We start from the raw sequence: 23,557 nt of genomic DNA on the forward strand, positions 1-23,557 counted from the left end.
TGATGATCCGCAACCGGATGGCGATCTTCCTGGTGGCGCTCCTCGCTCTCGCCACGCCCTCGGTGGCGCAGAAGCGTATCGCCCTCACCTTCGACGACGTCCCGCGCCATCCAGGTGCCTTCTTCACACCGGACGAGCGGACGGCGGAATTGATCGCCGCATTGGACCGCGCCGGGGTCGAACAGGCCGCCTTCTTCGTCACGACGGGGAATCTGGATGAGCCGTTCGGCGCGGGCGGCGAGGAGCGGATTGCTGCTTATGTGGCGGCGGGTCACGTCATCGCCAACCATTCCCAACGCCATCTCTGGCTGCATCGGACTCCGGCCGAGGATTACGTCGCCGATCTGGACCGGGCTTCCGCCTGGCTGTCGGGACGTCCCGGCTACCGCCCCTGGTTCCGATTTCCCTATCTGGACGAGGGCCGCGAGGACGTCGTCCGGCGCGATGCACTGCGGGCGGCGCTACGCGGGCGCGGCCTTTCCAACGGCTACGTCACCGTGGACACTTATGATTGGTTCATCGAAAATTTGGTCAACGAGTCGACGGCGGCGGGGCGGACCGTCGACCGCGACGGCCTGCGCGACCTCTATGTCGAGAGCGTGGTCGGTGCGGCCAATTTCGCCGAGGCGATGGCGGTGGAGACGCTTGGCCGGTCGCCGGCCCATGTGATCCTGCTCCACGAAACCGACATCGCCGCGCTCTTCATCGACGACGCGGTGACCGCGCTGCGCGCCGACGGCTGGGAGATCGTCACCGCCGACGAGGCATTCAGCGATCCGATCGCTTCGATCGAACCCGACACCACCTTCCTGGGCGCCGGCCGGATTGCGGCCATCGCCCATGCACGCGGCACGCCGGCAGCGAGGCTGGTGTCGCCCTGGACCGAGGAGGCGGTGCTGACCCGCCTGTTCGCCGAAAGAGTCCTCCATCAAACGGTAGCCCCATGAGCCAGTTCGACCTCAATGACGAGCAGCGCCAGATCCAGGAAATGGCGCGCCAGTTCACCGCCGACGCCATCACACCGCATGCGGCCGAGTGGGACGACAAGCACATCTTCCCGCGCGACACGATCCGCCAGGCGGCCGAGCTCGGTTTCGGATCCATATATGTTTCGGAAGAGAGCGGCGGCATCGGCCTGGGCAGGCTCGAAGCGGCGCTGATCATGGAAGCAATGGCCTATGGCTGCCCTTCCACCTCGGCATTCATTTCGATCCACAACATGGCGAGCTGGATGATCGACCGGTTTGGGTCTGCCGCCGTGAAAGCGAAATATCTGCCGTCGATGGTGACGATGGAGCGGATCGGCTCCTATTGCCTGACCGAGCCGGGGTCCGGATCCGACGCCGCGGCGCTGAAGACGCGGGCGGTGAAGGACGGCGATTCCTACGTCGTCAGCGGCTCGAAGGCCTTCATTTCGGGCGGCGGCGAGAACGAGATCTACGTCACCATGGTACGCACCGGCCAGGAAGGTCCCAAGGGCATCTCCTGCCTGGTGATCGAGAAGGACATGGAGGGCGTCAGCTTCGGCGCGCAGGAGAAGAAACTCGGCTGGCATTCGCAGCCGACGGCGCAGGTGAACTTCGACGAGGTCCGGGTCCCGGCCGAGAATCTGGTCGGGGCAGAGGGCGAGGGCTTCCGCATCGCGATGATGGGTCTGGACGGGGGACGGCTCAACATCGGCGCCTGCTCGTTGGGCGGCGCCCAGCGCTGTCTGGACGAGGCGGTCAGCTATACCAAGGAGCGCAAGCAGTTCGGACAGGCGATCGCCGACTTCCAGAACACCCAGTTCACCTTGGCCGATATGGAGACCGAGCTCCAGGCGGCGCGCACCTTGCTCTATGCCGCCGCCGTCAAGGTCACGGAAAACGCCCCCGACAAGACGACGTTCGCGGCGATGGCCAAGAGGCTCGCGACCGATACCGGATCGTCGGTCGTGGACCGGGCGCTCCAGCTCCACGGCGGCTACGGCTATCTGCAGGACTATCCGATCGAGCGCTTCTGGCGTGACCTTCGCGTCCATTCGATCCTGGAGGGAACCAACCAGGTGATGCGCATGATCATCGGCCGGGAGCTGGCGCGACAGTGATCCTTCGTGACCAATCTCACCACGGGCTCTAGACCTGACAGATGACCACCGACGTTCTCACCTTCACCGAAGGCGCAATCGGCCGCATCCGCCTGAACCGGCCCAAGGCCATTCATGCGCTGACCACCGAGATGTGCAGCACGATGATCGCGGCGCTTCTCGAATGGCGGGAGGATCCCGAGATCGCCTGCGTCACGATCGACCATGCCGAGGGACGCGGCTTCTGCGCCGGCGGCGACGTGGTGATGCTGCGTGACAGCGGATCCGGCGACGGCAAGGCGGCGCGAGCATTCTTCCATGAGGAGTATCGGCTCAACCATCTGCTCTTTACCTACGGCAAGCCCACCATCGCCTTCATGGACGGAATCACCATGGGCGGCGGCGTCGGAATCTCCCAGCCCTGCCGCTACCGCGTGGCCACCCAGAATACACGCTTCGCGATGCCGGAGACCGCGATCGGGCTATTTCCGGACGTGGGCGGCGGCTGGTATCTCTCACGCCTGCCGGGAAGCACCGGCCAGTTCCTGGCCCTGACCGGCGCCCGCCTCGACGGCGCCGAGTGCCTGAACCTGGGCCTCGCCACCCACTATTTGCCCGCCGAGGCGCTGGACCCGGTCAAGGCCGGTATCGCCGCCCACCCTGGGGATGCCGGCGCGGTATTGGCGGCCGCCACGGTCGGGCCGCCGGAGGCGAGAATCGCCGGCAACCGCGAGGAGATCGATCGCCTGTTCGCCGCCGCCAGCCTGGAAGCTTTACTCGATGCGCTAAGGGCCGACGGATCGGAATGGGCCGCCAAGGAGCTGGCGACACTCGAGACCAAGAGCCCGCAGGCATGCAAGGTGTCGCTGAGGTTGCTGGCCGAGGGCGCCGAAATGCCGAGCTTCGCCGACGAGATGCGCCAGGAATATGCGATAGCCTCTCGCGTCGTGGGCCGCCACGACTTCCAAGAGGGCGTGCGTGCCGTGCTGGTCGACAAGGACAATGCACCGAGGTGGAACCCGCCGGCCCCGGAAGGCGTCACCGACGCCATGCTGGACGAGATCTTCGCCCAGTTGCCCGAGGGAGAGGAATGGACGCCGCTCACCACCTGACCATCACCCCAGCGAAAGCTGGGTCCATACGGCGTGAGGCGGCGATTCGGCTTGGATGGCAGCTTCCGCTGGCATGAGGGAAGAGAGAGATATGTCGACGTACGAGAACATATTGGTCGAGCAGCGCGGCGCGGTGACCCTGATCACGCTGAATCGTCCCAAGGCGCTGAACGCGCTCAACAGCTCGGTCCTGGGCGAGCTGATCCGCGCGTTCGCGGACTTCGACGCCGACGAAAGCCAGCGTTGTGCCGTCCTCACCGGCAGTGAAAAGGCGTTCGCCGCGGGCGCCGACATCAAGGAGATGGCGGATCGGGGCTTTGCCTCCATGTATGCGAGCAACTTCTTCGCCGGTTGGGAGCAGGTGACGGCGACGAGAAAGCCCTGGATCGCCGCTGTTTCGGGCTATGCGCTCGGCGGCGGTTGCGAGGTCGCGATGATGGCCGATTTCATCATCGCCGCCGAGACGGCGAAGTTCGGCCAACCCGAGATCAGGCTCGGCGTGACGCCCGGCATGGGCGGCTCGCAACGCCTCACCCGCGCGATCGGCAAGGCCAAGGCGATGGAGATGTGCCTCACCGGCCGGATGATGGACGCGGCCGAGGCGGAGCGCGCCGGATTGGTGGCGAAGGTCGTGGCTGGGGACAAGCTGGTCGAGGAAGCGCTCAAGACGGCGGAGACGATCGCGGGGATGGCACCGCTTGCCGCCATCGCCACCAAGGAAATGGTCAATGCCGCCTTCGAGACGAACCTGGCGCAGGGCATCCTGTTCGAACGACGGCTCTTCCACGGCCTGTTCGGCACGGCCGACCAGAAGGAAGGCATGGCCGCCTTTGTCGACAAGCGAGAGCCGCAGTGGAAGGCTGAATGATCTCTATCGCCACTCCGGCGGGGGCCCGCATTCAAATGCCGGCGGCGATGCGGAAACTGCATGGACCCCAGGCTTGGCTGGGGTGAGGAAAGGGCTGAGATGGCACGTGTAGCATTTATCGGGCTGGGCAACATGGGCGGCGGGATGGCCGCCAACCTCGCCAAGGCGGGCCATGACGTCCGCGCCTTCGACCTGTCCACCGAGGCGCTCGATCGGGCGAAGGCGAAGGGCTGCCTGGTCGTCGGGTCCGCGGAAGAGGCGGTAGAGGCGGTCGAAGCGGTGATCACCATGCTTCCGGCCGGCCGCCACGTCCGCGAGGTCTACGATCGGGCGGTGATCGGCAAGGCTCCGGCGAGCGCGACCCTGATCGACTGCTCGACGATCGACGTCACGACGGCGCGCGAGGAGATCGAGAAAGCGAGAGCGGCCGGATACCGAATGGTCGACGCGCCGGTCTCCGGCGGCATCGCCGCCGCGGATGCAGGGACCCTTACCTTCATGGTGGGTGGGACCGAGGAAGCGTTCAAGCGGGCCGAGCCTTTCCTCGACATCATGGGCAGGGCGGTGATCCATGCCGGCGGACCCGGCGCCGGCCAGGCCGCGAAGATCTGCAACAACATGCTGCTTGGCGCCTCGATGGTCGCGACCTGCGAAACGTTCGTGCTGGCGCAGAAGCTCGGGCTCGACCTGCAGACCTTCTTCGATATTTCGTCCAAGGCTTCGGGCCAATGCTGGTCGATGACCAGCTATTGCCCGGTCCCCGGCGTCGGCCCGGAGACACCGGCCGATCGCGACTATGAAGGCGGCTTCGCCGCTGCCTTGATGCTCAAGGACCTAAGGCTCGCCATGGAGGCGGCGCAGGATGTCGACGCCTATACGCCGATGGGGGCGCATGCCGAGGAACTCTATGCACGGTTCGCCGAAGCGCTCGGTGGCGCGGGCAAGGATTTCTCGGCGATCATCAAGATGATCGACGACAGTTGGCGCGCGCCGGCCGGATCCGAAGCGCCGGCGCCGCCGGTGACGAACTCGAAGGGATAGATTCGCGTTCCGGCTCGACCCGATCGGCCAGGAAAGGAGTCACCCTCGCCTTTCGGCTTCGAGGACCGCCTGGACGGCGATCTTCCAGCCGCCGAGGCGTCGATCCCTTGCCTCGGCGTCGATCGCCGGTTCGAACGGTTCGACGGGGCCCCGCATCGCCGACGCTTCGGTCAGGCCGGTATGGAGGCCGCTGCCCACGGCCGCGAGCATCGCGGCGCCCAAGGCTGTGGTCTCGACGAAGGCGGGGCGCTCGACCCTGAGGTCGAGCATGTCGGCAAGGTCCTGGGCCAGCCAGTCATTGGTCGCCATGCCGCCGTCGATCTTGAGCCGCTCCCAGCCTGCGCCGTCGCTTTCGAAAGCGGCCATCAGGTCGTGAGTCTGGTGGGCCATCGCCTCCAATGCGGCGCGGACGACATGGTCGCGCCCCGTGGAGAAGGTCAGCCCCGACACGGACCCGCGCGCTTCCGGCCGCCAGTGGGGCGCCCCCAGGCCGCAATGGGCCGGGACCACGAAGACGCCGCCGCTATCCCCCACGCCGGCGGCGATCGCTGCCGTTTCGGCCGAGCTGGAGATCAAACCGAGCTCGTCCCGCAGCCATTTGATCAGGCTTCCGGCGACGAACACCGACCCTTCGATTGCGTAGGTTCGCTGGCCTTCGAGCTGCCAGGCGATGGTGCCGAGCAGGCGGTGGCGCGAGAGGGGAAGATCCTTTCCGACGTGGGTGAGGACGAAAGCGCCGGTGCCGTAGGTCGCCTTGGTGTCTCCCGGATTCAGGCAGGCCTGGCCGATCGAGGCGGCCTGCTGGTCCCCGGCCATTCCGCAGATGGGGATGGAGCTACCGAAAAGATCGGCGACGCTGTGGCCATATTCACCGGCGCAGTCGACGATCTCGGGCAGGGCGGCCATTGGAACGCCGAAAAGGTCGCACAGGCCGGAATCCCATGCGCCCGACCCAATGTCCATCAAGGCGGTGCGCGAGGCGTTGGTCGCGTCGGAGACGTGCAAGCCCCCGGTCAGGCGATAGACCAGCCAGCTTTCGACCGTGCCGATGACGAGATCGTCCCCCGCGTCCCGCAGTTGCGGCATATGCTCCATCGCCCAGGCGATCTTGCTGGCGCTGAAATAGGGATCGAGCAGAAGCCCGGTTCGCGCCTGGAGCTCCGGCTCGTGCCCTTCGGCCGCCAATCGGGCGCATAGTTCGGCGGTGCGCCGGTCCTGCCAGACGATGGCGGGCGCGAGCGCTCGGCCGGTGCTGCGGCTCCAGAAGAGGATCGTCTCGCGCTGATTGGTCAGGCCTATGGCGGCGATCCGTTCGGCTCCGCCTGCCTGGGTGACGACGGTCCGGGCGCAGGCGAGGCTCTTGCTCCAGATCTCCTCCGCATCATGCTCGACCCAGCCTGGGCGCGGATAATGCTGATCGAGGTCGCGTTGCTCCCAGCCCAGGCAGGCGCCATCCGGCGCGAACAGCATGGCGCGCGTGCTGGTCGTCCCTTCGTCGATGACGAGGAGCAGGTCTCCGGGCATATCCCCATCCGTCACCCCAGCGGAGGCTGGGGTCCAAGCCGCCTTGGTGACACGAAGGCATCATGGATTCCAGCTTTGGCTGGAATGACGATAGAGAGGGACGATGGAGCGTTTCGACCTGCTCGTCGTCGGGGGCGGAATCAACGGTGCGGCGATCGCGCGGGACGCCGCCGGACGCGGCCTTTCGGTGCTGCTGGCCGAACGTGACGATCTGGCCGCCCACACCAGCTCGGCCTCTTCCAAGCTGATCCACGGCGGACTTCGCTATCTCGAGCAATATGAGTTCGCCCTGGTCCGCGAGTCGCTGCACGAGCGCGAGGTGCTGCTCCGCACCGCACCGCACATCGTCCGGCCGCTGAGGTTCGTGCTGCCGGACCCGCCTGGCGGACGGCCCTGGTGGATGATCCGACTCGGCCTGTGGGGCTACGATCTGCTCGCCGGTCGCGGCAGCCTGCCGCGCTCGAGCGGAGTCGCTAAAGGCGATTCGGTCGTGCGCGACCCGCTCAAGCGCGGCTTCCGGCTCGCCTCCTATTGGGACGCCTGGGTCGACGATGCCCGTCTGGTCGTGCTCAACGCGGTCGATGCGGCGGAGCGTGGCGCCGAGATCGCGACGCGGACGGCCCTGATCTCTGCACGTCGGGCCGATGGGGCATGGATCGCCGAGTTGTCCGGCGGCCGCCGGATCGAAGCGGGCATGATCGTCAACGCAGCCGGTCCGTGGGTCGCTGACGTGCTGAACGGGCAGCTTGCCGGGCGCAGCCGGAGCAGCGTGCGGCTGGTCAAGGGGAGCCATATACTCGTGCCGCGGCTGTGGGACGGCGAGCATTCCTATATCCTGCAGCAGGAGCGCGACGGGCGGGTCGTCTTTGCTTTGCCTTATGGATCCTGCAGCCTGATCGGCACGACCGACGTGCCGGTGGCGCGGCCGGATGATGCGGCGATCACGCCCGACGAGATCGACTATCTGTGCGCCGCGGCCAATGCCTATTTCCTCCGCCCGACGAGGCCGTCCGACCTCGTCTGGGCCTATTCGGGCGTCCGGGCGCTCTATGACGACGGATCGACCGAAGCCAAGGATGTGACCCGCGACTATCGACTCGAACTGGATCCGGAGCCCGGGGCGAAGCTCCTTTCGGTGTTCGGGGGCAAGATCACCACCGCCCGCGCGCTCGCGCTCGAGGCGCTCGACCGCCTCGAGGTCGGCGGATTCAAGTTCACGGCGACCACGCCGCTTCCGGGCGGCGACCTCACGCCGGAGTTCATCGCATGGCTCGAGGCGATCGGCCGCTGGATGCCGCCGGCGCTGCTGAAGCGGCTGTCGCGCGGCTACGGGACGCGGCTGGACCGGGTACTCAACGGAGCGGGGTCCCTCGACCGCCTGGGACGCCATTTCGGAGCGGGCCTATACGAAGCCGAGGTGCGTTATCTGGTCGAGACCGAGTTCGCGCAGTCGGCGGACGACATATTGTGGCGCCGGACCAAGCTCGGGCTGGAATTGAAGGCGGACGGGAAGCGGCAGCTGGAGCGCTACCTCGGGCGATGAGCCTGCGCCTGATCTAAGGCCCATCGTGCAGCGGATCGGTCCCGGGCGGCGCGATGTCGTCCAGCGCCTCGCGGTTCTTTTCCGCCTCTCGGTCTATTTCTTCCACCTCTTTGCGCTCACGGCGAGGCAAATCGTGCGGCTCTGGCTTGCGGTCCATGGCGATCTCCCGCCTCGATCAACGCCTTTCACGCGGAACGGGTCCCGGACGGGACGGTTGTTACGGCATGGCAGTTTCGGCACGGGAAGCGGCCGCGCAGGCGGGGCGCGGCGGAACAGTGATCGGATGGAAGCTGGATCGGGATCAGCGCACCGAACTGCTCCAGCAATTCCCGCCCAGGTTCAAGAAGGTGGTCGCCGACCATGTCACGCTCCAGAGCAAAGCATCTGACGATGCGCCGCTGCCCGGAGAAACCGAGGGTGTGATCGTCGGGCGGGCCGACGATGGGAAGGGCGTCGAGGCTCTAGTCGTCTCGATCGGCGGCACCACCGCACGTCCGGACGGCAGCACCTATCATATAACCTGGTCGCTGGAGGACGGTCGCAAGGCCAAGGAGAGCAACGAACTCCTGGCCGAACGGCCATGGGAGCGCTTCGACCTGCCCATGCCGGTTCGGCTCCACCCGGCGAGATTTCCCTCGGGCCGATGAGGCGACAGCTTTATCTCGACTGCGACGGCGTGCTCGCCGACTTCGACAAGGGTGCGACCGCGGTGCTCGGCCTTGACCCTCGCGCCTATGAGAAAAGGCACGGACTTGGGCGCTTCTGGCAGAAACTTGCCTCCGCCCCCGATTTCTATTTCGGCCTGCCGCTGATGCCCGACGCGATGGAGCTGTTCGATGCGGTGAAGCACCTTCGTCCGGTCATTCTCACCGGCCTGCCGCGCGGCAACTGGGCGGCGGACCAGAAGGTCAGATGGGCTGCGAAATATTTTCCCGGCACGAGGATCATCACGACACTGGCGCGCGACAAGCGCGACCACGCCGAAGAGGGCGATGTGCTGGTCGACGATCAGGTTCGGCACCGCCATCTCTGGGAGGAAGTGGGCGGTGTGTTCATCCATCACAGGAATGCGAGGGACACGGTCGTGGAGCTCGGAAAGTACCTGCCGGTCAAGTTGCCGGCTTGATCTTCCTCCGAAGCTGTCAGGACTCGCCCTGCATTCCGACGTCGGCGCAGGATCCGCGAACATTAGCTGATCCGTGGCAGCTGTCGATCCTGTCTTTCCGCAGATGACGAACCTTGTCGGGACGTCTACTCTATCGGACCGGGACGGCGCAGCGGAGCTTCCTCGTCCTCCCGCCCCCGGCCACGGGTGAGGAGAAGGGCGCCGAGGCCGACCGCGGCGGCGGCGATCGCCATGGTGGTTCCGCGATTGCGCGCCGCCGCCGAATAGAGGCTTGGCCGGATCGTGGCGCCTTGGTGATCGCCGCGGACCTGCGCCTCGGATCGGCCCTGGTGGAGATTGTCGGTCGGAGTTGCCGCCCGGTCGCCGACTTCCATCGGCAGCAGGAACTTCTCCGCGATCCAGTCGGTGACGCGGGGCGCACGCTGTCCAAGGCTGCTGAACAAGCGCGCGCTGCTGCCGACAAAGGCGTCTCGCACCGGCCGTTCGCAGGCCCGAAGGATCGTGGCCGCCACTTCTTCGGGGGCGTAGACCGGCGGCGGAAAGCGCGGTTCGAACCCGGTATAATCGCGAGCGTGCTGAGGCATAGGCGTGCCGATCGAGCCAGGCTTGACCAGGGTCACGGAGACCGGGGCCCCGTCCGCCTCAAGCTCCATGCGCAATCCGTCGGTGAAGCCCTTCACCGCATGCTTGCTCGCCGAGTAGATGGCCTGGAGCGGGAAGGCGCGGTCCGACTCGACCGATCCGATATTGACCAGCGCCCCACCCTTTTCCCGCAGATGGGCGACGGCGATCTCGGATCCGTGGACCGTGCCCCAGAAGTTCGTCTCGAAAAGACGGCGCATGTCGGCTTCGCTCACGTCGCCGACCTTTCCCCAAACCATGACACCGGCATCGTTGATCCAACTGTCAAAGCCGCCAAAGCGCGAAATCGCCTTGGCCGCGATGTTCTCGACGTCTGTTCGGCTGCCGACATCGGCCTCGACGAAGGCGGCCTCGCCGCCGGACTGGTGAATCTGATCGACCGATGCGGCCAGCGCCTCGCGACTGCGCGCGGCGATGACCACGCGCGCACCCTTGCGCGCCGCCAGCTTGGCGGTCGACAGGCCGATCCCGGACGAGCCGCCGGTGATGACGATCACTTGCTCGGACAGCGGCTTCAGCTTCATGGCGCGCACCTCCTGGACACGTTGCGGCGCTTCTGGTCGCAGAACCGGTTTTCCGCTTCGGCGACAAAGCGCTCGGTGCCGCCTCAACACCTGCTCGTGCGAAGCCGTTCCGCCGGTGCGACGAACCGGGCGCGCTGCGGTGAACGGAAGCCGCCGCAAATCGTTACCCCATCTCAACCCCTCAAGGAGCTACCGGTATGAACGATCACGACATCCAGGTCCTCAACAGCCTCATCACCACGACGATCGACAGCGCCAACGGCTTCGAGCGTTCGGCGGAGGATGCCGATGCGCGCCAGTTCGTGGACATGTTTCGCGAATTCGCCCAGGAACGCCGCCAGGTGGTTGGCAGGCTTCAGGAGCGCGTGCGCACGCTCGGCGGCACGCCCAATGATGATGGCTCCCTCAAGGCCGACCTCCATCGCCGATGGGTGGACCTGCGCGACGCGATCAGCCGCGGCGGCGACAAGGAGGTCATCAGCGAGGTCGAGCGCGGCGAGGACTATCTGAAGGAAAAATATGATACCGCGCTTGCCGATTCGGAGCTTTCGCCCGAGACGCTCGCAGTGATCCGCGAAGCCTATCAATCGGTGCGGGCCGGCCATGATCGTGCCAGCGCGCTGAAGCACAGCCTTCAGGGCGCGGGCGCCTGACAGCCTTGGCAAGAAGAAACGGGAGCGAGCGCACGCGCGGAGGTCACACGTCCGCTCGCCTGCTCGCCTCCGCGCTTGCCGGCACCTTGCTCCTGGCCGGCTGCGCGACCTTCCGCGGCGCCGGCCAGGGGCAGGACCTGGCCGGTCGCACGCTCCGAATGGAGACTGTGCGTGGCCAAGTCACGACCCTGCGCTTCGGCGGCGACGGGCGGGTGCGGGCCGATTTCGGCCAGCGATCGCTCGACGGTCGCTGGAGGGTCGAACAGCGCCAACTATGCTTCTATTGGCCGCGAGCGCCCCGCGAATGCTGGCCCTATGGCCAGCCTTTCCAGCGCGGACGGACGCAGTCCATCACCAGCGACCGCGGCAATGTCGTGCGAGTGACGATGCTGTAGGTCCGTCTCCCGATCATCAAGGCGCGGCCGCCGCGACAGTCGCGGGTGCACCAAGGTCGAGGCGCATGGCCTCGAAATCGATGGTGTAGCTCTCAAAGGCCCGCAGGACGTTGGAACCCAGGGTGCCGAAGTTGGACGGCTGCGTCGCTCCTTCCGGAAGCGTCACGGTCACTTCGGGCAGTCGCAGGCTCTGCCCGGCGAGCGCGAGCGGAACTTGACGCCAGGTCGCAGCCTGTGCGTGCCGCGTCCCCCCGGCACTGGCCGTACGCAGCTCTTGCGTCTCGAGGCGCGCGACGACATCAGGGTTGGCGGCCGCAAATCGGGCGCTTAGGCTGGTCAAGTTGGCCCCCGTATCCAGGTGCAGCGGAACCGGTCGACCATCGACCGCGGCCTCGACGAACAGATCGTTGCCGCTGGCGCGCAGGTTGGGCGCAGCCGTGGCTTCGGTCCCGCTCCGCGGCGGCAGAACCATGAACCGGCCGCCATTCTCGATCCTGATCCTGCCGAGCGCCCGCAGCACCGGAAAGCCGATAATGGCTCTGATGTCGTAACCGCCGGGAATCGGAAAGGTCAGCTGCTCGTCGTCGATGACGAGGACGGCCACGTTGCGCATCACCGTCCCGGCAATGTCCATTTTGTCCACGATCCCGATCCGCACCGGTACACTACCCTCTACTCCATTGCCGACGCGGGCTACGGAATCGATGACCTCCACCCCGAGCCGCTGCGCCGTCTCCCGTGAGAGAACCGTAAGATTGGCGCCGGTGTCGAATACCGCTTCCTGGGACTGGCCGTTGACCTTCACCTCCAAGCGGGGGAGACCGACACGATCGTAATGAACTGGAACCGTGCCGGGCTTGACGGCACCCTCGACGACTTGCGCCGGCCGGCCGGCAAGCAGTCGAGCCAGGGAATGGGTCCGGTTCGCCTCCTCGGCGCGCCTGTTCAGGCCTGCGTCGGCGAGCGCCTGCTCGAGCTGCGCGCCGGCAATCGCCGCTTCGGCATAATCACCGCTCGCGAAGGCGGCCGAGGTCAGGATCGCCAAGGCCGCACGCCGTTGGGCCGGATCCGCCGCCGCATCCGCGGCGATTCGGCGCACGATCGGATCCTCCGCCGCTCCTGGATCGAGCCGGGCTGCTGCGAGGCGCGCGCGGATCAGGGCGCGCACCTCCGGCGGCTGCTCCCCCGCCAACGCCGCCTGCGCCGGTGCGAGGTTTCCCCGGTCGGCATCTTCGAACAAGCGGTCCAGCGGCGTCGGCGCGGCGACGCCGCTTCGGGCATGGCCCGCCGCAGCAAGCGCCACGGCACAGGCGAGCGGAAGAAAGATGGATCGGATTTTCATGATCGTTCTCACATTGGATGGGGCTTGCCCGCTCGGGCCGAAATGCCTACCATCGTAACTTGAAGATTTATTTTCGTAGGACGATGATTTTTGGTTGTCAACCGATGATTAGATTCCCGGAATCCACACGCCCCACGGCTCGCCGCCTTCGTCGAATGACGCTCGCAGCGGTTGGGCTCCTTGTCGTCGGGACGGCTGCGGCCGCCTGGATCCTGATCACTGGGCGAGCGCCGTCGGGTACGGTGAGGATCGTCGTCGACTCGGGCGGACTTGCGGGAAGTCCGGCTGCCGTGGTGCTGGTCGCAACGGCGCTCCTGCTCGCGGTGGCTTTGTGCCACCTCGCCGGAATGCTTCGCAAGGTGGAGAACGGCCGCCCGTTCGAGACGGCCGCAGGCCTGCGCGGTTTCGCCTTCTACCTTTTCCTCGCAGTGCTTGCCTCGATCCTGCTTCCGCCGGTCATCCAGCTCGGGCTTGCGGCCGGCGGCGCCGGACCCCGCTCGGCGGCCCTGTCTATCGGCGGCGGCGAGCTGCTGATGATGCTGGTGACGGGGCTGCTCTTCCTCGTCGCGCGGCTGCTCGACGAGGCTCAGCGTGTCGACGAAGATGCCAGGCAGATCGTCTGATCATGGCAATCATCGTGCGGCTCGACGTCATGCTGGCTCTCAGGAAGGCGAAATCCAAGGATCTGGCCGCGTTCGTCGGTATCACCGAGACCAACCTGTCGCTGCTGAAGTCGGGACGCGTGAAGGGAATCCGCTTCGAGACGCTCGAACGAATCTGCCAGTTTCTCGACTGCCAGCCCGGAGATCTCCTCTCCTACGACCCCGATCCACCAGGACCGCAGCGGCCCGGTGGGGACCGGTAAAAGAATGGGCGGCGCTCGATGAGCGCCGCCCAGTCAGGGAGGATCGTCCCAGACTATCCCGGATGTATGATCATTGGATGACGACCTGGTGCCGCGTTGTCCGCAACGGCCATGATCTCGCAATAAAAAGGGGGCCGCCTTGCGGCAGCCCCCGGGATGCGGGCTTTGAAACAGCTCCAGCTCAGGCGGCGGCTTCCTCGAGCTCCTCGCCCATCACGGGGCCGCTGTCCTGGCCCTTTGCGTCCGGATCGCGGTCGACCAGCTCGATCACGGCCATCGGCGCGGCATCGCTGGCGCGAATGCCCGCCTTGATCACGCGCGTATAGCCGCCATTGCGCTCGGCGTAGCGCGGCGCAAGGACGTCGAACAGCTTGATGAGTTGCGTGTCGTCGAGCAGGCGCGAATGAGCAAGGCGGCGGTTCGAGAGGCCGCCCTTCTTGGCGAGCGTGATCAGCTTCTCGACGTAGGGCCGGAGCTCTTTCGCCTTGGGAAGCGTCGTCGTGATCTGCTCGTGCTTGATCAACGCCGCGGCCATGTTGCGGAACATGGCCATACGGTGGCTTGAGGTGCGGCCGAGTTTGCGGCCGCCGACGCGATGGCGCATGGTCTTATCCTTCGTTCGTCCCGGAGCCGTCCAAGGTACTCCGGGCCAGGCAGTCGCGATGGGGGACCGCCCAAACCCCAATACAAAGTGCGGAGCCGCAGCCCCGCCTCGTGCGTGCGCCAAAGCGGAATAGCCCACGCCTGTCAAGTTTCTTCAGTTACGTTACCCGTGGCAGAGCATGTCCCGCGTACTTGCCCTTCGCCGGTAATCGAGCCCGCGGCGACGCGCCGGCCCGCTGTCGAATGTGGCGCAGGGGCATCCCGCCGGTTGCGGCGGACAAAAACAATGTGTTAGCCATCATGCCGATAACGAGATTCGTCCGGGGGGGCGGCTCTCCAGAGGGCAGAGGAATTTACCTCGATCCAGTCGGTCGAGGGTCGGCGATGCGTGGCGCCGTCCCCGACCGGCCAGGGCTGGTGCGCATACCCCCGAGCTTTGGCGCTTGGAGTGCGGGATGGGGATTCGTCTGCTGGTTTCATTCTTTTCGCTGCTGCTGGCCGCCGTTCCCGCGGCAGCGGCCCCGGACGTGCCGCTGGTTGCCGTAATCGACAGCGGCATCGGACGTACGAACGAGCTCCAGTCCCTGCTCGTGGCCGAATATGACATGGCCTCGCCGCGAGCCAGGCGGGCTTTCCAGCCGCGCTACGACCATGGCACCATGGTGGCGACTATCCTGGCCCGCGCCCTGGACCGTCAGGTCGGGATCATATCGCTGAGGATCGACGATCCCGCCGGTTGCCCGGCGCATGTCAATCCGCCCTGCCAGCCGGACCCGGTACGCGTAGCGCGGGCGATCCGCCGGGCCGCAAGCCTGCGGGTGGACGCGATCAATATCTCGCTCACCCTCTCGGACGACCCCCGAATAGTCGACGCGATCAAGGACGCCGCGCAGGATGGGATCACGGTGGTGCTCGCTGCAGGAAATGACGGCCTTGATCACCCGAGCAATCTCGGCCTCGCCAGGGCCGCCTATCCCTGGGCTGTGCTGGTCGGCGCGCTCGATGCCTCCGGAACGCCTTGGGAAGGCACCAATCGCCCGGAGGAAGACCGGGCAGGATATCATTACGCCTGGCAGCTCGGCGTCAACGTACCGACCACCATGGCGGACGGCGCCGCGGCGGTCGCGACCGGCACTTCCTTCGCGACGCCGATCGAGACGGCCCGCCTGCTCAAGCTGCGGCAGAATCTCGGATCATAAGGGGGGACGGACCGGCACCCCGAGCGGCCGGTCACGACCATTCTCACGCCCATCGCGAATTCCGCTTCCCCCTAGCTGCCTTCCGCCTCGGGTGGGGCAGCCTCGCGCCCCAAGGGCGGATCCGTCGCCTGCACATAAGAAAAAGGGCCGCCCGGAGGCGGCCCTTGCAATAAGTCGAACCGTCGAGCCGGACCTAGCCGAGCAATTCCTGCTCGAGCTTCTTGGCCATCTCCTCGATGTTCTCCGGCGGCCAGCCGGGAATATCCATGCCGAGCCGGAGACCCATCGAGGCGAGCACTTCCTTGATCTCGTTCAAGGATTTGCGGCCGAAATTCGGGGTGCGAAGCATCTCCGCCTCGGTCTTCTGCACGAGATCGCCAATATAGATGATATTGTCGTTCTTCAGGCAATTGGCGCTGCGAACCGACAGTTCCAGCTCGTCCACCTTCTTCAGCAGGTAGCGGTTGAGCTGGTTGGCGTCGGCTTCGGTCTCGACCGCGGCGACCGCGACGCCGGTCGGCATGCTGGTCATCGCGCCCAAGCCCTCGTCGAAATGGACGAAGAGCTGGAGCTGATCCTGAAGGATGCGCGCCGCGTAAGCGAGGGCGTCGTCCGGCGTCACCGTCCCGTCCGTCTCGACGGTCAGCGTCAGCTTGTCATAATCCAACTCCTGGCCGACGCGGGTATTCTCGACCTTGTAGCTGACCTGGCGGACCGGCGAGTAGAGCGCGTCCACCGGGATGAGGCCGATCGGCGCGTCGGCCGGCCGGTTGGCGGCAGCGGCCACATAGCCCTTCCCGGTCTCTGCAGTGAGCTCCATGTTGAGCGTCGCGCCCTCGTCGAGATGGCAGATGACGAGGTCGGGGTTCATCACCTCGATGTCGCCGGCCGTCGCGATCTGGCCGGCGGTGATCTCGCCGGGTCCTGTGGCGGAGAGCGTCAGGCGCTTCGGCCCCTCGCCTTCCATCCGAAGCGCGATCTGCTTCACGTTGAGGACGATGTCGGTCACGTCCTCGCGCACCCCGGCGAGGCTCGAAAATTCGTGCAGCACGCCCTCGATGCGGATCGAGGTGACGGCCGCGCCTTGCAGCGAGGAGAGGAGGACGCGACGCAGCGAGTTGCCGAGCGTGAGGCCGAAGCCACGCTCCAGCGGCTCGGCGACGAAGGTCGCCTTGCGGCGGCTGTCGCCGGTAGCCTTCTTCTCGAGCGCGTTGGGCTTCTTCATTTCCTGCCAGTTCTTTGCGTTGACGGCCATGGTCTTCCCTTGGACTTGGGCGGGAAACCCGCCTTTGGAATTTCGTCGAATGGGCCGCCGGCGACCCGTTCGAAAATCAGACGCGGCGGCGCTTGGACGGGCGGACGCCGTTATGCGGGATCGGAGTCACGTCCCGGATCGAGGTGATGGTGAAGCCGACGGCCTGCAAGGCGCGCAGCGCGCTCTCGCGGCCGGAACCGGGGCCCTTCACCTCGACCTCGAGGGTGCGGACGCCATGCTCGGCCGCCTTGCGCCCGGCATCCTCCGCCGCGACCTGCGCCGCATAAGGGGTCGACTTGCGCGATCCCTTGAAGCCCATCATGCCTGCGCTCGACCAAGCGATCGCATTGCCCTGGGCATCGGTGATGGTGATCATGGTGTTATTGAAGCTGGCGTTCACATGGGCGACGCCGGCCGTGATGTTCTTGCGCTCGCGCCGCCTGATGCGCTGAGGTTCGCGTGCCATAATCTACATTCCTACCTAATCTCTATGTGGCGCCGGCGCAGCCCCAAAGCGCCTCCGGCGGAGCAACCCGTCCGTGACGACTTACTTCTTCTTACCGGCGATCGGCTTGGCCTTGCCCTTGCGGGTGCGCGCATTGGTGTGCGTGCGCTGGCCGCGGACCGGAAGGCCCTTGCGGTGACGAAGGCCGCGATAGCAGGCCAGATCCATCAGCCGCTTGATGTTCATCGCCGTCTCGCGACGCAGATCGCCTTCGACGCGATGGTCGGAGTCGATCGTCTCGCGCAGATGCAGCACCTCCTGGTCGGTAAGGTCCTGGACGCGGCGCTCGGGCGGAATTCCGAGCTTGGCGGTGATCTGCTTCGCCTTGGTACGGCCGATGCCGTGGATGTAGGTAAGCGCGATTTCGACGCGCTTGTTGGTCGGGATGTTGACGCCCGCGATACGTGCCATAGGGTTTTTTTCTCCTGCTCCACAGAGCGGCTGGCAACCGCCCTATCTCAGCGCTTTCGAATATCCGTCAAACAAGCATAGCCGACGCGCGCACGAAGGCGCCGCCGGACGACCGGTTGGCGGGATAGGGCGCAGATAGGATCTCGAGGCCGCAGAGTCAACGCCCCGCTGCCCGGAAATCGAACGCGCTCGACCGGCGCCGCGTCGCGCCCCCACCCGACGACTATCGGCGGCGCGGGGGCGCATCGGACTGCCTCCGGATCAAGTCGAAATCAAGCATCCGGTGCGGAACGGCGTCTTGCTCGTTGCCGGGAGCCCTGATCATCTCTGCCAGCATCGTTACCGCCTCGTCCGACATTGCGGCAACCGGCTGGCGAATGGTGGTGAGCTCGGGCCAGATCGTCGTGGCAAGGGGCGTATCGTCAAAGCCGCAGACCGACAGGTCGGCGGGCACGTCGAGGCTGCAGCGGTGGGCGGCAGCGATCGTCGCGGCGGCCATGTCGTCATTGCTCGCGAAGATGGCAGTCGGCACCTCGTCGAGCGAGAGGAGGTGCTCGGCCGCCTCCAGCCCTGAGCGGTAGGTGAAATTGCCGGTCGCGATCATCCGCTCGTCCAGAGCAATCCCGGCCTCCTCGAGCGCGGCGCAATAGCCCTGCTGGCGCAAGCCGCTCGAAGCATGGTTGGGGCGCCCGGTGATGAGCCCGATCCGACGATGGCCGAGCCGGACGAGATGCCGGGTCATCTCCCGCGCGGCGCCGAAATCGTCGATTCCGATCGTTGCCAGCGACGGCGCAGGTCGAGTCGATCCGGTGGCGACCACCTTGACACCGGCGCCGCGCAGGCAGCCGACCAATAGATGGGCGTCGCCCAGCGGCGGCGGCAGGATGACGCCGTCGAGGCGCGCCCCGATCAGCGCCTCCGCTGCGGCCGTTTCCCCGGTGCTCAGCGAATGGCGCTGGACGATGAGTTGGGCGTTGATCCGACTGCAGCCTTCCAGGGCACCGAGCAGAAATTCCGTCAGATAGGCCGGATTGGGAATCCGATAGAGCAGGCCGATCCGGAGCGTGGCCGCCCCGGCAAGGGAGCGGGCGGCGAGGTTGGGCGCATAATCCAATTCACGGATCGCCGCCTCGACGCGTCGCTGGGTGGTGGGGCGCACGCCCTTCTCGCCGTTGATCACTCGCGACACGGTCATGCGCGAAACGCCCGCGCGGCGTGCCACATCGTGGATGGTCGGCGCCCTTTTCGGACCGCGGGGCTCGGCCGTCATCGCCGGTCCCCCGCGATCACCCTTCCCGGAGCAACGGGTTCACACGACCCCGAAAGCGAGCATCGCATCGGCGACCTTCTTGAAGCCGGCGATATTGGCGCCCTTCACATAGTCGACATAGCCGCCGCCGCGGTCGCCATATTCGAGACAGCTTTGGTGAATGCCGTCCATGATGTCGCGCAAGAGCTGCTGGAGTTGGTCTTCCTTCCAGCTGATCCGGGCGGAGTTCTGGCTCATCTCGAGACCGGAGACGGCGACACCGCCCGCGTTGGACGCCTTGCCGGGAGCATAGAGGGTCTTCGCTTCCTTGAAGACATGCACGCCTTCGAGGTCGGTCGGCATGTTCGCCCCCTCCGAAACGCCGATGCAGCCGTTGCTGACCAGAGTGCGGGCGTCTTCGCCGAGCAGTTCGTTCTGGGTAGCGCAGGGCAGCGCGACGTCGCACGGCACACCCCATGGCCGCTTGCCCGGATGGAAGGTCGCGCTCTTGAAAGCGTCGGCATATTCGCTGATCCGGCCGCGGCGCCTGGTCTTGTGGGTCTTGACCCATTCGACCTTTTCCTGGGTGATCCCGTCGGGATCGTGGACGAAGCCCTCGCTGTCGGACAAGGTTAGCACCTTTCCGCCAAGCTGATTGATCTTCTCGGCGGCATGAGTCGCGACATTGCCCGAGCCCGAGATGACGGCAGTCTTGCCGGTCAGGTCCTGCCCCTTGGTCTTCAGCATGTTCTCGAGGAAATAGACGGCGCCATAGCCGGTCGCCTCGGTGCGGATCAGCGACCCGCCATACTCCATTCCCTTGCCGGTCAGCACGCCCTCGAAGCTGTTGGTGATGCGCTTGTACTGGCCGAACATGTAGCCGATCTCGCGGCTACCGACGCCGATATCGCCCGCCGGCACGTCGATGTCGGCACCGATGTGGCGGTAGAGCTCGGTCATGAAGCTCTGGCAGAAGCGCATGATCTCGCCGTCGCTCTTGCCCTTCGGATTGAAGTTGGCGCCGCCCTTGCCGCCGCCCATGGGCAGGCCGGTGAGCGCATTCTTGAAGGTCTGCTCGAAGGCGAGGAACTTCAGGATCGATTCGTTGACCGACGGGTGGAAGCGAATGCCCCCCTTATAGGGGCCGATGGCATTGTTGTTCTGGACCCGATAGCCACGCTGGACCCGGATATTGTGATTGTCGTCTTCCCAGCAGACTCGAAAGGAGACGACGCGGTCGGGCTCGGCGATCCTGCGCAATATCTGCCAGCGGTGATATTCTTCCTTGCCGTCGATGAACTCGAAAATATCCTCGGCGACTTCCTGGACCGCCTGGATGAATTCGGTCTGACCCGGGTTGCGGCGCTTCACGCCTTCCATGAAGCCTTGAAGATCCACATGCTCGGAATTGCGCGCTTTCGCGACGAGAATCGGCTCGATCGTCAGACCGCCGCCATCACCCCTGTTCATTCATCGCCTCCCACTGATGGCCCCGATCGATCGCGACCGGAGTCGCCGGGCGCGACCATATCATCTTTTGCGGGAATGCCATCGCGACTTGCGAGGCCTGAACGTCCAGCGGGAAGATGCCGGAACGCGGCGATCTCCCACGGTCGGAGCGCGCAATTCGGACCCGAAAGGCCTCAGCGCCCGTCGAGAATGGCGTCGACGGCGGCGCCCACCTCGTCGATCGGCGCCATTCCGTCGACCCGGCGCACGAGTCCCTTGGCCTCGTAGAAGGGAAGGATCGGCGCGGTCTTGGCGCGATATTCCGACATCCGCGTCCGAACCGCTTCCTCATTGTCGTCGGCGCGGCGCTTGAACTCCTCGCTGCCGCAGACGTCGCACAGACCGGGCAGCTTCGGCAGCTTGTAGCGGTCGTGATAGCCTTGGCCGCACTTCGCGCAGGTGAAGCGGCCGGTGATGCGGTCGACCAGCGCCTCCTCGTCCACGTCCAGCTCGACGACGAAATCCAGGTGCCGGCCGCGCTCGGCGAGAAGGCGGTCGAGTGCCTCGGCCTGGGCGTGCGTCCGCGGATAGCCGTCGAAGATGACGCCGCGCCCGGTATCGGGCTGGTCCAGGCGCGCACCGAGGATCTGCGACATGAGGTCGTCGGGGAACAGCTTGCCGGCCTTCATGATCTCGTCGGCCATCCGGCCGATCTCGGTGCCGGCGCGAACCGCTTCCCGGAGCATATCCCCGGTCGAAATCTGGACCATGCCGCGATCGTGCACCAGGCGGGCCGCCTGCGTGCCCTTCCCCGCGCCCGGCGGCCCCAGCAGGATGATATTCATCGGCAATTCCCCGATTGGGCCGGCTGTCAGCCGCGCCTCAGTCCACCCTTCAGCTTCGCCTTCTTGATCAGGTCGCCATATTGATGGGCGATCAGGTGGCTCTGTATCTGGCTGACGGTATCCATCGTCACGTTGACGACGATGATCAGGCTGGTGCCGCCGAGATAGAAGGGAATACCGGCGCGAGCGATCAGCCATTCGGGAATGAGGCAAGTCAGCGTCAGATAGGCGGCGCCGACGACGGTGACCCGCGTCAGCACGTAATCGAGATATTCCTCGGTGCGCTTGCCGGGCCGAATGCCGGGAATGAAGCCCCCATATTTCTTCAGATTCTCGGCTGTCTCCTCCGGGTTGAACACGACGGCGGTGTAGAAGAAGCAGAAGAAGACGATCCCGGCGCCGTAGAGGAACATGTAGAGCGGCGCCCCGTGCTGGAGCGCGGTCGTGATGGTGATGACGAACTCGCTCCACCAGGTATCGCCGGTCTGATCCTGTCCGGCAAACTGGGCGATGGTGAGCGGCATCAGCAGCAGGGACGAGGCGAAGATCGGCGGAATGACGTTGGCGGTGTTCACCTTCAGCGGCAGGTGCGAGCGCTCCTGCTGGATCTGGCCGCGGGCGGTCTGGCGCTTGGGATACTGGATCAGGACGCGCCGCTGCGCCCTCTCCATGAAGCAGATGAACAGGATCAGGCCGAGCGCGAGCGCGACGATTACCATGATCAGGAACGGATCGAGGCTGCCGGTTCGCCCGCCTTCGAACATCTGCGCCAACGCGGTCGGAAGCTGGGCCACGATGCCAGCCATGATGATCAGCGAGATGCCGTTGCCGACGCCGCGGCTGGTGATCTGCTCGCCAAGCCACATCAGGAACATCGTGCCGCCGACCAGGCTGATAACCGTGGTGATGCGGAACATCATGCCGGGGTCGACCACCGCGGAACCGCCCGCGGAGGCGCCCCAGCCCTCCAGTGCGACCGCCATGAAATAGCCCTGGATGGCGCACAGCAGGACGGTGCCGTACCGCGTATATTGGTTGATCTTCTTTCGGCCGCTCTCACCCTCCTTCTTGAGGGCGGCGAGCGTCGGCGACATGCTCGAGGCAAGCTGCATCACGATCGACGCGGTGATGTAGGGCATCACGCCCAGCGCGATCAGGCTCATGCGCTCCAGGCTGCCGCCCGAGAACATGTTGAAGAAGTCGAGGACGCCGCCGCGGGTGGTCTCGAACAGCGTGCTGAGCGCGCGCGGGTCGATGCCCGGCAACGGCACGAAGGACAGCATGCGGAAGACGATCAGCGCACCGAGGGTGAACCAGAGCCGCTTCTTGAGGTCGGTCGCCTTGGCGAAGTTCGCAAGGCTGAGGCTGGCTGCCATCTGGTCGGCTGCGGTTGCCATAGAGCTGTGGTCCTAGAAATGATGCGGCGGCGGACGACCCGGAAAGGCCCCCCGCCGCCTCATATAGTCACCGGTTCCGGCTTGTCAGCCTTTCCGCGGGGAAAGTGGTCAGGCCTCGGCGCCGGCGCGGCTCTTGCTCTTGCCCTTGCCCTTCTTGGCAGCGGCCTTCTCGGCGGCCGGAACGACCTCGATCAGTTCGACCGATCCGCCGGCACCCTCGATCGCCTGGCGCGCCCCGGCGGAAATGCCGGCAACCTTCACCGAAACCTTCGTCTTGAGCTCGCCCTTGCCGAGGAGACGGACGCCGTCCTTGCCGCCGCGGGCCAGCCCGGCCGCCTTGAGCGCGCCATGGTCCAGCACGGCGCCGGCTTCGATCTTGCCGGCGTCGATCGCCTTCTGGATCGCGCCGACATTCACCTCGGCATAGTCCTTGGCAAAGATATTGTTGAAGCCGCGCTTCGGCAGCCGCATGTGGAGCGGCATCTGGCCGCCTTCGAAGCCCCAGACCGAGACGCCGGAGCGGCTCTTCTGGCCCTTCTGGCCGCGGCCGCCGGTCTTGCCCACACCGGAGCCGATGCCGCGGCCGACGCGCACCCGCGCCTTGCGGGCGCCCTTGTTGTCGCGGAGATCGTTCAGTTTCATTTCGTGCACTCGCTGTAATTTACCCCGGCGAAAGCCGGGGCCCAGATTCGCTCTAGCCCGAACGTGCCGCGCGCGGAGGCACGCCGGATCCCGACTCGCGCCGGGACGACGGCGTTGGGCTTCAGCCCTCGACCGTCACCATATGCTGCACCTTGCGGATCATGCCGCGCACCTCGGGGGTGTCGTCGAGCTCGACCGTCTTGTGCATCTTGTTGAGGCCCAACCCGATCAGCGTCTTGCGCTGGTCGGGCGTACGGCGGATCGGCGACCCGACCTGCGTGATCTTCACCTTCGCCACGTCG

27 protein-coding genes are annotated in these 23,557 nt (G+C 66.0%); 13 read left to right on the forward strand and 14 right to left on the reverse strand.

The genetic code is table 11. The annotated features are described in order from the left end of the window. Positions 1-2 precede the first annotated feature (2 nt). The 5 genes from EKM57_RS02800 (at position 3) to mmsB (ending at position 5,086) form a co-directional block, all read left to right on the forward strand. Positions 3-947: a polysaccharide deacetylase family protein gene (locus EKM57_RS02800; RefSeq protein ID WP_243450854.1), complete on the forward strand. Its 945-nt coding sequence runs from the start codon at positions 3-5 to the stop codon at positions 945-947. Continuing rightward, positions 944-2,086, forward strand: a complete 1,143-nt coding sequence (locus EKM57_RS02805) for an acyl-CoA dehydrogenase family protein (protein ID WP_129790914.1) — start codon at positions 944-946, stop codon at positions 2,084-2,086. Before EKM57_RS02800 ends, EKM57_RS02805 begins: the two co-directional genes overlap by 4 nt. A 41-nt stretch (positions 2,087-2,127) precedes the next feature. Beyond that, a complete protein-coding gene (locus EKM57_RS02810) occupies positions 2,128-3,177 on the forward strand; it encodes an enoyl-CoA hydratase/isomerase family protein (protein WP_129790915.1) in 1,050 nt (349 codons plus the stop codon). Between the two features lie 91 nt (positions 3,178-3,268). Further along, positions 3,269-4,045 carry an enoyl-CoA hydratase gene (locus EKM57_RS02815; RefSeq protein WP_129790916.1) on the forward strand — a complete coding sequence of 259 codons (777 nt, stop codon included), beginning with the start codon at positions 3,269-3,271 and terminating at the stop codon, positions 4,043-4,045. Between the two features lie 99 nt (positions 4,046-4,144). Next, positions 4,145-5,086, forward strand: a complete 942-nt coding sequence (gene mmsB / locus EKM57_RS02820; RefSeq protein ID WP_129790917.1) for a 3-hydroxyisobutyrate dehydrogenase — start codon at positions 4,145-4,147, stop codon at positions 5,084-5,086. Between the two features lie 39 nt (positions 5,087-5,125). Here the strand turns inward: mmsB and EKM57_RS02825 are convergent, their stop codons facing one another. Further along, positions 5,126-6,610, reverse strand: coding sequence for a glycerol kinase GlpK (locus EKM57_RS02825; protein WP_129790918.1), 1,485 nt, complete (start codon positions 6,608-6,610; stop codon positions 5,126-5,128). Positions 6,611-6,713: 103 nt separating this feature from the next. Between EKM57_RS02825 and glpD the strand changes: the two genes are divergently transcribed. Continuing rightward, the gene (gene glpD / locus EKM57_RS02830) at positions 6,714-8,153 is read left to right on the forward strand and encodes a glycerol-3-phosphate dehydrogenase (RefSeq protein WP_129790919.1); all 1,440 of its coding nucleotides are present in this window, start codon (positions 6,714-6,716) and stop codon (positions 8,151-8,153) included. Positions 8,154-8,166: 13 nt separating this feature from the next. Here glpD and EKM57_RS21750 read toward each other — a convergent pair whose 3' ends face one another. Continuing rightward, positions 8,167-8,310 carry a hypothetical protein gene (locus EKM57_RS21750; RefSeq protein WP_165357156.1) on the reverse strand — a complete coding sequence of 48 codons (144 nt, stop codon included), beginning with the start codon at positions 8,308-8,310 and terminating at the stop codon, positions 8,167-8,169. Positions 8,311-8,377: 67 nt separating this feature from the next. Between EKM57_RS21750 and EKM57_RS02835 the strand changes: the two genes are divergently transcribed. Continuing rightward, on the forward strand, positions 8,378-8,800 hold the full coding sequence (locus tag EKM57_RS02835) for a hypothetical protein (protein WP_129790920.1): 423 nt from the start codon (positions 8,378-8,380) through the stop codon (positions 8,798-8,800). Then, entirely contained in the window at positions 8,797-9,279 is a 483-nt protein-coding gene (locus EKM57_RS02840; RefSeq protein WP_129790921.1) for a hypothetical protein, read from the forward strand. Before EKM57_RS02835 ends, EKM57_RS02840 begins: the two co-directional genes overlap by 4 nt. Before the next feature lie 125 nt (positions 9,280-9,404). On the opposite strand, the gene EKM57_RS02845 is transcribed toward EKM57_RS02840, so the two are convergent. After that, complete coding sequence (locus tag EKM57_RS02845; protein ID WP_129790922.1) at positions 9,405-10,445, reverse strand: SDR family oxidoreductase; 1,041 nt, start codon at positions 10,443-10,445, stop codon at positions 9,405-9,407. Positions 10,446-10,642: 197 nt separating this feature from the next. Here EKM57_RS02845 and EKM57_RS02850 point away from each other — a divergent pair, with 197 nt between their 5' ends. Both EKM57_RS02850 and EKM57_RS02855 read left to right on the forward strand, forming a co-directional pair. After that, positions 10,643-11,098, forward strand: a complete 456-nt coding sequence (locus EKM57_RS02850) for a PA2169 family four-helix-bundle protein (RefSeq protein ID WP_129790923.1) — start codon at positions 10,643-10,645, stop codon at positions 11,096-11,098. Positions 11,099-11,103: 5 nt separating this feature from the next. After that, positions 11,104-11,493: a hypothetical protein gene (locus EKM57_RS02855; RefSeq protein ID WP_129790924.1), complete on the forward strand. Its 390-nt coding sequence runs from the start codon at positions 11,104-11,106 to the stop codon at positions 11,491-11,493. Between the two features lie 16 nt (positions 11,494-11,509). Here the strand turns inward: EKM57_RS02855 and EKM57_RS02860 are convergent, their stop codons facing one another. Next, entirely contained in the window at positions 11,510-12,835 is a 1,326-nt protein-coding gene (locus tag EKM57_RS02860; protein ID WP_129790925.1) for an aspartyl protease family protein, read from the reverse strand. 155 nt (positions 12,836-12,990) lie between these two features. On the opposite strand from EKM57_RS02860, the gene EKM57_RS02865 reads away from it, so the two are divergent. Together EKM57_RS02865 and EKM57_RS02870 are read left to right on the forward strand one after the other, a co-directional pair. Beyond that, a complete protein-coding gene (locus EKM57_RS02865; RefSeq protein ID WP_129790926.1) occupies positions 12,991-13,458 on the forward strand; it encodes a hypothetical protein in 468 nt (155 codons plus the stop codon). A gap of 2 nt (positions 13,459-13,460) precedes the next feature. Then, positions 13,461-13,700 carry a helix-turn-helix transcriptional regulator gene (locus EKM57_RS02870; RefSeq protein WP_129790927.1) on the forward strand — a complete coding sequence of 80 codons (240 nt, stop codon included), beginning with the start codon at positions 13,461-13,463 and terminating at the stop codon, positions 13,698-13,700. A 181-nt stretch (positions 13,701-13,881) separates the two neighbouring features. On the opposite strand, the gene rplQ is transcribed toward EKM57_RS02870, so the two are convergent. Beyond that, the gene (gene rplQ / locus EKM57_RS02875) at positions 13,882-14,304 is read right to left on the reverse strand and encodes a 50S ribosomal protein L17 (RefSeq protein ID WP_129790928.1); all 423 of its coding nucleotides are present in this window, start codon (positions 14,302-14,304) and stop codon (positions 13,882-13,884) included. 454 nt (positions 14,305-14,758) lie between these two features. Here rplQ and EKM57_RS02880 point away from each other — a divergent pair, with 454 nt between their 5' ends. After that, the gene (locus tag EKM57_RS02880) at positions 14,759-15,502 is read left to right on the forward strand and encodes a S8/S53 family peptidase (RefSeq protein ID WP_129790929.1); all 744 of its coding nucleotides are present in this window, start codon (positions 14,759-14,761) and stop codon (positions 15,500-15,502) included. A 193-nt stretch (positions 15,503-15,695) separates the two neighbouring features. On the opposite strand, the gene EKM57_RS02885 is transcribed toward EKM57_RS02880, so the two are convergent. From EKM57_RS02885 to rpmD, 9 genes are all read right to left on the reverse strand, one after another. Then, complete coding sequence (locus EKM57_RS02885; RefSeq protein WP_129790930.1) at positions 15,696-16,757, reverse strand: DNA-directed RNA polymerase subunit alpha; 1,062 nt, start codon at positions 16,755-16,757, stop codon at positions 15,696-15,698. Positions 16,758-16,833: 76 nt separating this feature from the next. Further along, on the reverse strand, positions 16,834-17,223 hold the full coding sequence (gene rpsK / locus EKM57_RS02890; protein WP_129790931.1) for a 30S ribosomal protein S11: 390 nt from the start codon (positions 17,221-17,223) through the stop codon (positions 16,834-16,836). 81 nt (positions 17,224-17,304) lie between these two features. Beyond that, positions 17,305-17,673, reverse strand: coding sequence for a 30S ribosomal protein S13 (rpsM, locus tag EKM57_RS02895; protein WP_129790932.1), 369 nt, complete (start codon positions 17,671-17,673; stop codon positions 17,305-17,307). 223 nt (positions 17,674-17,896) lie between these two features. Then, positions 17,897-18,943 carry a LacI family DNA-binding transcriptional regulator gene (locus EKM57_RS02900; protein WP_129790933.1) on the reverse strand — a complete coding sequence of 349 codons (1,047 nt, stop codon included), beginning with the start codon at positions 18,941-18,943 and terminating at the stop codon, positions 17,897-17,899. 39 nt (positions 18,944-18,982) lie between these two features. Further along, on the reverse strand, positions 18,983-20,392 hold the full coding sequence (gene gdhA / locus EKM57_RS02905; protein WP_129790934.1) for an NADP-specific glutamate dehydrogenase: 1,410 nt from the start codon (positions 20,390-20,392) through the stop codon (positions 18,983-18,985). Between the two features lie 173 nt (positions 20,393-20,565). Next, a complete protein-coding gene (locus EKM57_RS02910; RefSeq protein WP_129790935.1) occupies positions 20,566-21,216 on the reverse strand; it encodes an adenylate kinase in 651 nt (216 codons plus the stop codon). Between the two features lie 26 nt (positions 21,217-21,242). Beyond that, entirely contained in the window at positions 21,243-22,613 is a 1,371-nt protein-coding gene (gene secY / locus EKM57_RS02915; RefSeq protein WP_129790936.1) for a preprotein translocase subunit SecY, read from the reverse strand. A 108-nt stretch (positions 22,614-22,721) separates the two neighbouring features. After that, entirely contained in the window at positions 22,722-23,255 is a 534-nt protein-coding gene (gene rplO, locus EKM57_RS02920) for a 50S ribosomal protein L15 (protein ID WP_129790937.1), read from the reverse strand. A 121-nt stretch (positions 23,256-23,376) separates the two neighbouring features. Beyond that, positions 23,377-23,553, reverse strand: a complete 177-nt coding sequence (gene rpmD / locus EKM57_RS02925; RefSeq protein ID WP_129790938.1) for a 50S ribosomal protein L30 — start codon at positions 23,551-23,553, stop codon at positions 23,377-23,379. Positions 23,554-23,557 lie beyond the last annotated feature (4 nt).

This window comes from Sphingosinicella sp. CPCC 101087, from assembly GCF_004151485.1.
Taxonomy (GTDB): Bacteria; Pseudomonadota; Alphaproteobacteria; order Sphingomonadales; family Sphingomonadaceae; genus Allosphingosinicella.